At 60.6% G+C, this 12294-nt stretch carries 8 protein-coding genes and 1 pseudogene; 6 read left to right on the forward strand and 3 right to left on the reverse strand.

Going from position 1 to position 12294, the window contains the following annotated elements; genetic code table 11:
- The first annotated feature begins 219 nt into the window (after nucleotides 1-219).
- The 6 genes from AC4PS7_RS19175 (at nucleotide 220) to AC4PS7_RS19200 (ending at nucleotide 8269) form a co-directional block, all read left to right on the forward strand.
- Nucleotides 220-1956 carry a glucan biosynthesis protein G gene (locus AC4PS7_RS19175; RefSeq protein ID WP_492179691.1) on the forward strand — a complete coding sequence of 579 codons (1737 nt, stop codon included), beginning with the start codon at nucleotides 220-222 and terminating at the stop codon, nucleotides 1954-1956.
- The gene (mdoH, locus tag AC4PS7_RS19180) at nucleotides 1949-4519 is read left to right on the forward strand and encodes a glucans biosynthesis glucosyltransferase MdoH (protein WP_021492174.1); all 2571 of its coding nucleotides are present in this window, start codon (nucleotides 1949-1951) and stop codon (nucleotides 4517-4519) included. The genes AC4PS7_RS19175 and mdoH overlap by 8 nt, the downstream gene beginning before the upstream one ends.
- 187 nt (nucleotides 4520-4706) lie before the next feature.
- Nucleotides 4707-5507: a transporter substrate-binding domain-containing protein gene (locus AC4PS7_RS19185; RefSeq protein WP_042571346.1), complete on the forward strand. Its 801-nt coding sequence runs from the start codon at nucleotides 4707-4709 to the stop codon at nucleotides 5505-5507.
- Nucleotides 5508-5726: 219 nt separating this feature from the next.
- Entirely contained in the window at nucleotides 5727-6524 is a 798-nt protein-coding gene (locus AC4PS7_RS19190) for a transporter substrate-binding domain-containing protein (RefSeq protein WP_021492173.1), read from the forward strand.
- 58 nt (nucleotides 6525-6582) lie between these two features.
- Nucleotides 6583-7542 carry an amino acid ABC transporter permease gene (locus tag AC4PS7_RS19195; protein ID WP_010213816.1) on the forward strand — a complete coding sequence of 320 codons (960 nt, stop codon included), beginning with the start codon at nucleotides 6583-6585 and terminating at the stop codon, nucleotides 7540-7542.
- Nucleotides 7535-8269: an amino acid ABC transporter ATP-binding protein gene (locus tag AC4PS7_RS19200; protein ID WP_010213814.1), complete on the forward strand. Its 735-nt coding sequence runs from the start codon at nucleotides 7535-7537 to the stop codon at nucleotides 8267-8269. The genes AC4PS7_RS19195 and AC4PS7_RS19200 overlap by 8 nt, the downstream gene beginning before the upstream one ends.
- Nucleotides 8270-8285: 16 nt before the next feature.
- Here the strand turns inward: AC4PS7_RS19200 and AC4PS7_RS19205 are convergent, their stop codons facing one another.
- The 3 genes and pseudogenes from AC4PS7_RS19205 to AC4PS7_RS19215 form a co-directional block, all read right to left on the reverse strand.
- A complete protein-coding gene (locus AC4PS7_RS19205) occupies nucleotides 8286-10193 on the reverse strand; it encodes a methyl-accepting chemotaxis protein (RefSeq protein ID WP_029529262.1) in 1908 nt (635 codons plus the stop codon).
- 182 nt (nucleotides 10194-10375) lie between these two features.
- The gene (locus tag AC4PS7_RS19210; protein WP_414811780.1) at nucleotides 10376-11248 is read right to left on the reverse strand and encodes a methyl-accepting chemotaxis protein; all 873 of its coding nucleotides are present in this window, start codon (nucleotides 11246-11248) and stop codon (nucleotides 10376-10378) included.
- Nucleotides 11234-12292: pseudogene (locus tag AC4PS7_RS19215) on the reverse strand (methyl-accepting chemotaxis protein); the annotation flags it as partial. The pseudogene AC4PS7_RS19215 and the gene AC4PS7_RS19210, both read right to left, overlap by 15 nt.
- Between the last annotated feature and the right edge of the window lie 2 nt (nucleotides 12293-12294).

The raw sequence follows: 12294 nt of genomic DNA on the forward strand, positions 1-12294 counted from the left end.
CAAATACTTCGTTATCCCTGATGCGTTGTTTCGCGGGCTACTAGATAATCGCGCGCTACGGGGATCAGCGTTGTTTGGTCCATTTTGACTTAGGTAGAGACTTGTCCGACAACCACTGGGGAATCATTTTGCCCCACGGGAGTCGGAACAATGCTCGCCAACCTGGCATATAGATAGCTGGCCGTTGGTTTTTTGATCTGTTTTCGGCGAGGGTTGCTCGTGATTGTTAGTCCCTGTAATGCACCAAAATTGTCTGCCAAACGGTTACGAAACGCACTGGTGACGGGCTCCGCCCTGTTTTGCCTGTTCGGCGCGGGTCAACTGTGGGCATTCAGTCTGGATGATGTGTCGGCCAAGGCAAAAGAGCTGGCCGGGCAGAAATACGAAGCTCCGCGCAGCAATCTGCCGAACGAATTCCGCGAAATGAAGTTCGCGGACTACCAGAAGATTCGTTTCCGCAACGAAAAAGCCGAGTGGGCCGATCAGAACACCCCGTTCAAGCTGTCCTTCTATCACCAGGGTATGCACTTTGATACACCGGTGAAAATCAACGAAGTCACCGCCGACAGCGTTCAGGAAATCAAATACGACCCGACGCGCTTCGATTTCGGCGACGTGAAGTTTGATCCCAAAGCCACCGAACAGCTGGGTTATGCCGGCTTCCGTGTGCTGTACCCGATCAACAAGGCCGACAAGCAAGACGAAATCATGACCATGCTGGGCGCGAGCTACTTCCGCGTGGTCGGCAAGGGCCAGGCGTATGGCCTGTCCGCCCGCGGCATGGCGATCGACACGGCATTGCCGTCCGGCGAAGAATTCCCGCGTTTCACCGAGTTCTGGATCGAGCGTCCAAAGCCGGGTGAGAAACAACTGGTGATCTTTGCCCTGCTGGACTCTCCACGGGCTACGGGTGCTTATCGCCTGATCCTGCGTCCGGGCACCGACACCATTGTCGACGTGAAATCCCAGATGTTCCTGCGCGACAAAGTCAGCAAACTGGGCGTTGCCCCGTTGACCAGCATGTACCTGTTCGGCGCGAACCAGCCTTCCAAAGTGCTGAACTATCGCCGTGAACTGCACGACTCCAGCGGTCTGTCGATCCATGCCGGCAACGGCGAGTGGATCTGGCGCCCCCTGAACAACCCTAAACACCTGTCGGTCAGCAACTTCACCGTAGAGAACCCGAAAGGTTTCGGCCTGCTGCAACGCGGTCGCGACTTCAGCCACTACGAAGACCTGGACGACAACTACGACAAGCGCCCAAGCGCCTGGATCGAGCCTGAGGGCGACTGGGGCAAAGGCACCGTCAACCTGGTGGAAATCCCGACCGCCGATGAAACCAACGACAACATCGTTGCGTTCTGGAGCCCGGCAGAGCTGCCTGAAATCGGCAAGCCACTGGACGTTTCCTATCGCCTGCACTGGACCATGGACGAAAAGGCCCTGCACCCGAGCGACAGCGCCTGGGTCAAGCAGACCCTGCGTTCCACCGGTGACGTGAAGCAATCCAACCTGATCCGTCAGCCGGATGGCAGCGTGGCCTACCTGGTGGACTTCGAGGGCCCGTCCCTCAAGGCTTTGCCGTCGGATGCCGCGGTGCGTAGCCAAGTCAGTGTCAGCGACAACGCCGAACTGGTTGAAAACAGCGTGCGCTACAACGAGCACACCAAAGGCTGGCGCCTGACCCTGCGCATGAAGATCAAGGACGCAGGCAAGCCGACCGAAATGCGCGCAGCGCTGGTGCAGGACGTTCCGCCACCTGCCCCTGAGCAGGACTCGAGCCACGTGCTCAAGGCCGACAAGGTCCTGGCCAAGCAGCACGAAAAACAGGCCAAGAAAGACGCGAAAGACAAGGAAACCAAGCAGCCAGAAGCTGCCCCAGCCACACCGGAGCCGATCAAGACCGAACAAGTCCTGACCGAAACCTGGAGCTATCAGTTGCCTGCCGATGAGTAACTCTCAAGTCCAGCCAGAAACTCTGCAGGAGTATCTGGCGCATCTACCGATGACCGCTGAGCAGCGCGCCGAGCTGGCGGGCTGCACATCCTTCACCGAGTTGCACGAACGCTTGTCGTCGTCGACCTTTGACGCGCCTGTCGATGCCGCACAGGCGTCGGTCGGCACGCGGTTGACCCTGAGCACGGCCGAAGAGCTGCAAGACGCCGAAATGCTGGCGCTCGACGCCGCTGGCCGCGTGTGCCTGAAGGCCACGCCGCCGATCCGTCGTACCCGCGTGGTCCCGGAGCCATGGCGCACCAATATCCTGGTGCGCGGTTGGCGTCGTATCACCGGGCGCAGCAACCCGCCTGCTCCGCCAAAGGATGAGCGTGTATTGCCGGCTGCGCGCTGGCGTACCGTCGGATCCATCCGCCGCTACATCCTGCTGGTGCTGATGATCGGCCAGACCCTCGTCGCCGGTTGGTACATGAAAGGCATCATGCCGTACCAAGGCTGGTCGCTGGTGGACTTCGATGAAATCCGCAACCAGACCCTGCTGCAAACCGCCACCCAGGTACTGCCATACGCCCTGCAAACCAGCATCCTGATCATGTTCGGGATCTTGTTCTGCTGGGTGTCGGCCGGTTTCTGGACTGCGCTGATGGGCTTTCTGGAGTTGCTGACTGGCCACGATAAATACCGCATCTCCGGTAAAAGTGCCGGTGACGAGCCGATTCCCAAAGACGCCCGTACCGCGCTGGTGATGCCGATCTGCAACGAAGACGTGCCTCGGGTATTTGCCGGTTTGCGCGCGACGTTTGAGTCGGTGGCCGCCACCGGTGACCTGGATCGCTTCGACTTCTTCGTGCTCAGCGACAGTAATGACGCCGACATCTGCATCGCCGAGCAGCAAGCCTGGCTCGACGTGTGCCGTGAAGCCGGTGGTTTCGGCAAGATCTTCTATCGCCGTCGTCGCCGTCGCGTAAAGCGCAAGAGCGGCAACCTCGACGACTTCTGCCGTCGTTGGGGCGGTGACTACAAGTACATGGTCGTGCTCGACGCGGACAGCGTGATGAGCGGCGAATGCCTGACCAGCCTGGTGCGCCTGATGGAAGCCACGCCGGACGCGGGGATTATCCAGACTGCGCCGCGTGCGTCGGGTATGGACACGCTGTATGCGCGCATGCAGCAGTTCGCTACCCGTGTGTACGGCCCGCTGTTCACCGCCGGCCTGCACTTCTGGCAGCTGGGTGAATCCCACTACTGGGGTCACAACGCGATCATCCGCATGAAACCGTTTATCGAGCACTGCGCCCTGGCGCCGTTGCCGGGCAAAGGCGCGTTCGCCGGTTCCATTCTGTCCCACGACTTCGTTGAAGCTGCGCTGATGCGTCGTGCTGGCTGGGGCGTGTGGATTGCCTACGACCTGCCGGGCAGCTACGAAGAACTGCCGCCGAACCTGCTGGATGAACTCAAGCGTGACCGTCGCTGGTGCCACGGCAACCTGATGAACTTCCGCCTGTTCCTGGTCAAGGGCATGCACCCGGTGCACCGTGCGGTGTTCCTGACCGGCGTGATGTCCTACCTGTCGGCGCCGTTGTGGTTCCTGTTCCTGGTGCTGTCCACGGCGCTGCTGGCGGTAAACACCCTGATGGAGCCGCAGTACTTCATGGCGCCACGCCAGTTGTACCCACTGTGGCCGCAGTGGCACCCGGACAAGGCGGTGGCGCTGTTCTCCACGACTATCGTGCTGCTGTTCCTGCCGAAACTGCTGAGCATCATCCTGATCTGGGCCAAGGGCGCGAAAGAGTTCGGTGGCAAGTTCAAGGTGACCTTGTCGATGCTGCTGGAGATGTTGTTCTCCATGCTGCTGGCGCCGGTGCGGATGATTTTCCACACTCGCTTCGTACTTGCCGCGTTTCTCGGCTGGGCTGCGACCTGGAACTCGCCGCAGCGTGACGACGACTCCACCCCATGGAGCGAAGCGGTCAAGCGCCATGGTCCGCAAACCCTGCTGGGCTTCCTGTGGGCGCTGCTGGTGGTGTGGTTGAACCCGAGTTTCCTGTGGTGGTTGGTACCGATCGTGGGTTCGCTGATGCTGTCGATCCCGGTGTCGGTGATCTCCAGCCGTGTCGGTTTGGGCCTCAAGTCCCGTGACGAGAGCCTGTTCCTGATCCCTGAGGAATACAATCCGCCGCAAGCGCTGTTGTCCACCGACAAGTACACCCACGAAAACCGTTGGCACGCGCTGAACGACGGCTTCGTGCGTTCGGTGGTCGACCCGCAGCAGAACGCCCTGGCCTGTGCCCTGGCAACCTCGCGTCATGCCCAGGCCGAGCCGATCGAGTACCTGCGTGCCGAGCGTGTGCGTCACGCGTTGAAAGTCGGCCCTGCCGGCCTCAACAACGCTGAACGCCTGGCCTTGCTCAGTGATCCGGTGGCCCTGGCCCGCCTGCACGAGCAGGTCTGGAGCGAAGGCCATGCCGAGTGGCTCGCCGCCTGGCGGGATTCGATCAAGGCTGACCCGCACGCGCCGTTGCTGCCGTTGCAACCGCTGTTGTCCCAGGCCCAACCGGCCTGATTCAGACGCCCCCGAGGGCTCACCTCGGGGGTGTTTAAAGCGCTGTTCCTACAGCGTCTTCCACTTCTTCCCCTCCTGCGCCAACCCCTTGTTTTTTCGAAACAAAAGACCCTCGTTTGAGGCGTATTGCCGTGCCCGTCGCTGAGTTAGCATCGCCCCCGTATTTGACTCGCCACAGGGATAATCCATGAGCAAAAGCTATTGTTCGGCGCTGTTGCTAAGTGCTGTCGCGTTGATTCACATGGGGTTGGCGCAGGCAGGCGCGATTGATGACGCCGTTCGACGCGGCGTGCTGAAAGTCGGCACAACGCCCACCTATGTGCCCTTTGAAATGACCGATAAACAGGGCCGTATCGTCGGTTTTGAAATCGACCTGCTTAACGTGATGAGCCAGGCTCTGGGGGTAGAGCTTGAAATGGTCTCGATGCCTTATACCGAGCTGGTGACGGGGTTGCAGGCGAAGAGTTTCGACCTGATCGGCAGCGGCATGACCGTCACTCAGGAGCGCAACCTCAAGCTGAACTTCAGCGACTCGTTCATTGTGGTCGGCCAGTCCGTGTTGTTGCATCCACGCCTTGCGGGCAAGGTCGCCAGTGTCGAGGACCTGGACGACGCCAGCTACCAGATCGCCACCACCGAAGGCACTACCGGCGAGGCGGCGGCGCGACGGTTCCTTGGGGCGGCCCGAATCAGCAGTTTTTCGACACCGGAGGAAGGGGTACGCCAAGTGGTGCAGGGCAAGGCGGATGCTTTTATTCATGACGCGCCCTACAACCTGATCGCCCTGAGCCGCCCGGAAAACGCCACGCTGCTGGCACTTGAGCAGCCGTTCACGTTCGAGCCGCTGGCGTTTGGCGTGAAAAAAGGTGATGTCGACAGCCTTAACTGGATCAATCATTTCCTCAACCAGATTGCCCAGGACGGGACCTACGATCGTCTGCATGACAAGTGGTTCAACGACACTGCCTGGCTGGCGGAGATCGAGTGAAAGTCATAACTGCTTACACATCAAGTCGTTGCCTCAATCGCTCACGCACGTGTCTACGCCTGCTCTTTGCTGCCCTGTTGTGGGGCCTTTCCGACATACGCCGATAACAAATAGCCGTGAAACCTTTGTGACAGCAGGGGAGTGGGTTAGGATCGCACCCCGAAATGGTGCAGCCCTTTCGCGCGCCGACCTTATAAGAATCGTTCAGGGGACTTGATGATGAAAAAGTATCTTTCGATGCTGCTGCTTGGCGTCACCGCGCTGGTCGCGGTCAATGCGGCCCAGGCCGGCGCCATCGACGATGCGGTCAAGCGCGGTACGCTGAAAGTCGGCATGGACCCGACCTACATGCCGTTCCAGATGACCAACAAGCGTGGCGAAATCATCGGTTTCGAAGTGGACATCCTCAAGGCCATGGCCAAGTCCATGGGCGTCAAGTTCGAGCCGATCTCCACCGGCTACGACGGTATCATCCCGGCCCTGCTGACCGACAAGTTCGACATGATCGGCAGCGGCATGACGCTGACCCAGGAACGCAACCTGCGCCTGAACTTCAGCGAACCCTTCATCGTGGTCGGCCAGACCCTGCTGATCCGCAAGGAGTTGGAAGGCACCATCAAGTCCTATAAAGACCTGAATGACGAGAAATACCGCCTGACCTCAAAGCTCGGCACTACCGGTGAGATGGTGGCCAAGAAGCTGATCTCCAAGGCCAAATACCATGGCTACGACAACGAGCAGGAAGGCGTGCTGGACGTAGTCAACGGCAAGGCCGACGCCTTTGTGTATGACGCGCCGTACAACGTAGTGGCGGAGAAAAAGGTCGGTAATGGCAAGCTGGTGTACCTCGAAGAACCCTTCACCTTCGAACCCCTGGCGTTCGGCCTGAAGAAAGGCGACTACGACAGCATCAACTTCATCAACAACTTCCTGCACCAGATCCGCAACGACGGCACCTACGATCGCATCCATGACAAGTGGTTCAAGAGCTCCGAGTGGCTCAAGGACATGGAATAAGGCTTAAGACCGAGTCGCGAAGGCAGCCTCACAGGCGACACACACCCTGGAACCAGAAATGAAACAGAAAAAAGCCCAATGGCCCTGGCACCTGCTGACCGTGGTCGTGCTGGTCGGCCTGGCTGGCGCCCTGTACTACGCCACCTCGCTGATGTCCTACGAGTGGCGCTGGAACCGCGTGCCGCAATACTTCGCCTATCAGGCCGAAGTGTCCCAGCGCGCCGAGGACATCTCCACCGTCGTTGAGTTGGTGCGCAAAGGCGACGTCGCCGAAGTGACTCTGCGCAACGACGCGGGCGCCGAGCAAAAGCTGACCGTTGCCGACAACAGCCTGCAAGTCGCGCGTGGCGACGACGTTGCCGAAGGCGATGTGGTGGGCGTGACCCGCCATTGGGCATTGGGCCCGCTGATGTGGGGGTTGTGGACCACGCTGTGGCTGTCGGTGGTGTCCGGCATCCTTGGGTTGATCATCGGCCTGGCAACCGGCCTGTGCCGTTTGTCCAGCAACCCGACCCTGCGGGATCTGTCGACGATCTACGTCGAACTGGTGCGTGGTACGCCACTATTGGTGCAGATCTTCATTTTCTATTTCTTTATCGGCACGGTGCTCAACCTGTCCCGCGAATTCGCCGGGATCGCCGCGCTGTCGTTGTTCACCGGCGCGTATGTGGCGGAAATCGTCCGCGCCGGCGTGCAGTCCATTACCCGTGGCCAGAACGAAGCCGCGCGGTCCTTGGGCCTGAGCGCCAGCCAGTCGATGCGTCATGTGGTGTTGCCGCAAGCGTTCAAACGCGTGCTGCCGCCGTTGGCCGGGCAATTTATAAGCCTGGTGAAGGACACATCACTGGTCTCGGTGATTGCCATTACCGAACTGCTCAAGAGCGGCCGCGAAGTGATCACCACCTCGTTTTCGCCGTTTGAAATCCTGTTCTGCGTCGCAGGCCTGTACCTGCTGATCAACCTGCCGCTGTCGAAAATGGCCAGCCGGCTAGAGCGGAGGCTCGCGCAAAGTGATTGAAGTCCGCGATCTGGTAAAAGTCTTCGACACCCGTGGCCATGTGGTCCGCGCGGTCGACAACGTGACCACCCAGGTGGCCAAGGGCGAAGTGCTGGTGGTGATCGGCCCGTCCGGCTCCGGCAAGTCCACCTTCCTGCGTTGCCTCAACGGCCTGGAAGAATTCGACTCGGGATCGGTGAGCATCGACGGCCTGCAACTGGCTGACCCGAAGACCGACGTGAACGCCTATCGCCGCGAAGTCGGCATGGTGTTCCAGCACTTCAACCTGTTCCCGCACATGACCGTGCTGGAAAACCTGTGCCTGGCGCAGAAGGTCGTACGCAAGCGCAGCAAGAAGGAGAGTGAGGCCAAGGCCCTGGCCTTGCTGGAAAAGGTCGGGATTGCGCAGAAGGCCAACGAATTTCCATCACGCTTGTCCGGCGGCCAGCAGCAGCGGGTCGCGATTGCTCGGGCCTTGGCGATGGACCCCAAGGTCATGCTGTTCGACGAGCCCACCTCGGCGCTCGACCCGGAGATGGTCGGCGAAGTGCTGGATGTGATGAAGACCTTGGCCCTGGAAGGCATGACCATGGTCTGCGTCACCCACGAAATGGGCTTTGCCCGTGAAGTGGCAGACCGGGTACTGTTCTTCGATCACGGCAAATTGCTGGAAGATGCGGCCCCGGCCGAGTTCTTCGATGCGCCGAAAGACCCACGGGCCCAGGCGTTTCTGCGTCAAGTTCTGTAGGACTTGGTCAGGGCGGTCAGACCTTGAACTGCCCCACGCACTGCTGCAAATCCGTTCCCAGTCGCGCCAGTTCGATGCTCGCCGCTGCCGTCTGTTCGCTGGCGGCGGCGGTTTGCTCCGAGGCATCGCGAACTTTCAATACACTGCGATTGATCTCTTCGGCGACCGCGCTTTGCTCTTCGGCGGCCGCGGCAATCTGTGGGTTCATTTCCTGGATGACCAGGACTGTACGGGCGATTTCGCTCAGGGCGTCCCCGGCATTGCGTGCCAGGCCGACGCTGTTGTCGGTCAGCGTACGGCTGTAGTCCAGGATATCGGCGACTTGCTGCGTGCCACTGTGCAAGCCACCAATCAACTCTTCGATTTCCTCGGCGGACTGCTGGGTCCTTTGAGCGAGGCTGCGTACCTCATCGGCGACTACCGCAAACCCTTGGCCAGCCTCGCCGGCCCGTGCGGCTTCTATCGCGGCGTTGAGCGCCAGCAGGTTGGTCTGCTGCGACACGGACTTGATCACATCCAGCACGCTGCCGATCTTCTGGCTCTCCCGTTGCAACGCCAGCATGGCCTGGCTTGAGCGTGCCATCTCATGGGCGAGGTGCTCAATTTGCGCCACGACATCCGTCACGACCTGATCGCCCAGGTCAGTCTGGTGATTGGCCTGGCCGGCGGCAATCGAAGCCTGCTCGGCATGGCGCGCAACTTCCTGGGCGGTGGCCAGCATCTGATTCATGGCGGCTGCCACCTGCTCGGTTTCCTCTCGCTGATTACTCACCCCCGCACGGGTTTGTTCGGTGATGGTGGAAAGCTCCTCGGCAGCGCTGGCGATTTGCTGCGCGTTATCGCTGATATTGCCAATCAGCCCGCGCAGGTTCAGCGTCATCTGAGTCATGCTGTGTTGCAGCTGGCCCAACTCATCTTTGCGACGGGTCTGCACTTCGTGGCTCAGATCGCCTTCGGCAATGCGATTGGCCACTGACAGGGCTTTGCGCAGCGGTGTCACTATTTGTCCGGCAATCACCCAGGCGGCCAGGACGCCCAAAAGCAATGCGGCAGCGGTCACGCCGAGGGTTTGGGTGCGGGCTTGCTCGGCTTCGTGGTCGCGTCGCTGGGTCTGATCCTGGCTCAACAAATCACTCTGCCCGAGTAACTGATCCAACTGCTGCTCCAACTGGTTTTGCGATTTTTCGGTCGTAAGCTGGGCTTCCTTGAGGCGTGTCAGGCGGGTGCGGATCTCGAGTACGGCATTTTTCAGTGCGGTGCTATCGACCGGCAGCTTCGCGACGGCCGCCTGGGCGAGTTCGAGGTTGCGCTCTGCGTCGTTCACGGCCTGGGCATAAGCATCCAGGGAACTGGCAGCCCAGGCGGGGCTTTGGGCTCGATCTTCCGCCTGCTCTATGGCCTGGCGCAGGTTTTCGACGGCGTCGAGGGCTTTTTCGTCTTCTTGATCAGGCAAGTCACTGGCCAGTTGCGCCAGCACGTCGCCGGTCCGCGTGGAGCTTTGTTTCAATTCTTCGCGGGTGTTTTCGCGTGTTTTAACCAGCGAAGGCACGTCCTTGAGTGTGGTGTTGAACGTTGCGCCAATACGCGCCATCTCTTGCAGATACTCAATGGGTTTTGGCGCTATCAGTCGGTTGGAAAGCGCCTTAAGGTGCCCATCGATTTTCTCCATGCTCGCGCTCAACCTATTGAGGCTATTGGCATCGTCAAGGGTGCGGTAGAGGATTCTGTCAGCGCGCAATTCCTCACCTGCCACCGCCAGTTGCGCGAGCACGGTCAGCGTTTGCGAACGGTAGAGGGAGGCCGCCAGGGCTTGCCAGCCTGTTACGGCAATGATGAGGCTCAGGGCCAGTACCAGGGAAAAGCCCAAGGCCAGTTTGAGGGTGACACTGGCGTCACCCAACAGGTGAGTCATTCGACGAAGCATGATCAACCTCCGACAAGTGAGTAGCGGGCGTTATCGTCGTGTCGGGCACCGCAGGTGCGCGCACACATTGACGTGACTTGAACGCTAGCTCTCTTGGCGGTCGGGTGAGCCTGATAAACGTGTAGGAAATTTCACAGACTGAAGGCGGCGACCCTGGGCAGGTCGCCACGCGGTGAGGTGCATCAGACCCTGAAGCGGCCGACCAGTGCTTGCAAATGGGTGCCCAGGCGCGCCAGTTCGGTACTCGACGCTGCGGTCTCTTCACTGGACGCGGCCGTCTGCTCCGACACGTCGCGCACATTCAGCACGCTGCGGTTGATCTCCTCGGCCACCGCGCTTTGTTGTTCGGCAGCGGTGGCGATCTGCGAGTTCATCGCCTGGATGGTCGAGACTGTCCGAGTGATGCTCGCCAGGGCACTGCCGGCACGGCGGGTCAGTTCGACGCTGCTGTCGGTCAGGCCGCGGCTGTTGTCCATGATGGTCGCCACTTGCTGAGTGCCGCTTTGCAGGCCGACGATCAGTTCTTCGATCTCTTCGGTGGACTTCTGGGTGCGCTGGGCCAGGCTGCGCACCTCGTCCGCTACCACAGCGAAGCCACGACCGGCTTCCCCGGCACGCGCGGCTTCAATCGCAGCGTTGAGGGCCAGCAGGTTGGTTTGCTGGGCCACGGACTTGATCACGTCGAGCACGCTGCCGATCTTGTCGCTTTCGCGCTTCAGGTCGCCCATGGCAACCGTGGAGTTGCCCACTTCGGTGGCCAAGCGCTCGATCTGGGCGATGGCTTCGCCGACCACCTTGTCGCCTTCACGGGCCTGCTGGTCAGCCGCTACGGCCGCTTCGGAGGCTTCCTCGGCGTTACGCGCGACTTCTTGCACGGTAGCGGCCATTTCATTCATGGCGGTGGCCACCTGATCCGTTTCGACCTTCTGGCTGTTGACCCCGGCGCTGGTCTGTTCGGTCACGGCCGACAGTTGCTCGGCGGCGCTGGCGATCTGGGTGACGCCGTCGCTGATGCCGCCGATCAGTTCGCGCAAACCGACGGTCATGCTTTGCATGGCACGTTGCAGCTGGCCCAGCTCATCCTGGCGCATGGAGGTGAGGTTGTGGCTCAGGTCGCCCGATGCCACGCGCTGGGCAACCTGGAGGGTCTGGTTCAGCGGAATCACGATCTGGCGCGTGATCGCCCAGGCGGCCACCAGACCAAAGATCAGCGCCAGTACGGTAGCCAGCAGCAAGAGTTGTTTGGCGTGCGCGGCGTCGGCGTCGCGCACCACGGTTTGCGAGAGGGTGAGTTTGTCGCTGTGGCCCAACAGCGTGTCACCCTGGGCACTCATGATCTTCAACGCAGCGGCGGCGGCGGTCTGAGAGTCACGGTACTGGCTGACCGCCGCGCGGTAGGCTTGCAGCGAGGTGCTGGCCTCCTCCAGGTTGGCCTGGTACTGCGCGGGCAGTTGGCCCTGCAGTTCGGTGATCTTTTTCACCGCGTTATCAATGGCGTCGAGGGCCGGTTGTTCAGCCTCGACCTTGGCGCTGTAGGTGTAGCCGCGCACCTGGAAGCGCGCTTGCTGGATCAGTTTGCTCAGGTCGACCACACTATTGAACTGCGTGACGCTGTCGCCTTGCAGCAGGCTTTTTTCGACCTCGCTGACCTTCGCTACGGCGTTGTCGGCGGTATCGCCCAGTTTACTGCGGGCACCTTCACGCTTGAGCCCGGCCTGAACCATGGTGGCAAAGGCCTTTTTATACTGGCTCAGGGCGTCCTGTTGCTGTTCGACAAGGGCCTTGTCGTCGGGTTGTTCGATCAGGTCTGCGGCGGTTTTCAGACCACTGTCCAGCTTGGCGATCAGGTTGTTGACCGCGTCGGTGCCTTGTTCGCCGCGCCGCATTTCGAAGTCCAGGCGCGCCAGGCGCAAGTCCTTGGTCAACCCGTTGAGGCTGGAGATATGGCCCAGCTTGTCACCGCGACTGGTGACATCGCCCAGGCCGGTCCAGCCAGTGAACATGATCAATAATGTCAGCAGTAACACCAGGCCGAAGCCCACGCCGAGTTTGGTCTTGACGCTGATATTCCCCAGCTTTTCGGCTAACCAACGATGCATGC

It is taken from the genome of Pseudomonas sp. DW-iso3, from assembly GCF_058725305.1.

Bases quoted from the DNA above. Each gene is read 5' to 3' on its own strand.
- AC4PS7_RS19185 (WP_042571346.1), top strand. From the start codon at position 4,707: ATGAGCAAAAGCTATTGTTCGGCGCTGTTGCTAAGTGCTGTCGCGTTG.
- AC4PS7_RS19205 (WP_029529262.1), bottom strand. From the start codon at position 10,193: ATGCTTCGTCGAATGACTCACCTGTTGGGTGACGCCAGTGTCACCCTC.
- AC4PS7_RS19190 (WP_021492173.1), top strand. From the start codon at position 5,727: ATGAAAAAGTATCTTTCGATGCTGCTGCTTGGCGTCACCGCGCTGGTC.
- AC4PS7_RS19195 (WP_010213816.1), top strand. From the start codon at position 6,583: ATGAAACAGAAAAAAGCCCAATGGCCCTGGCACCTGCTGACCGTGGTC.
- mdoH (WP_021492174.1), top strand. From the start codon at position 1,949: ATGAGTAACTCTCAAGTCCAGCCAGAAACTCTGCAGGAGTATCTGGCG.
- AC4PS7_RS19210 (WP_414811780.1), bottom strand. From the start codon at position 11,248: ATGCAAAGCATGACCGTCGGTTTGCGCGAACTGATCGGCGGCATCAGC.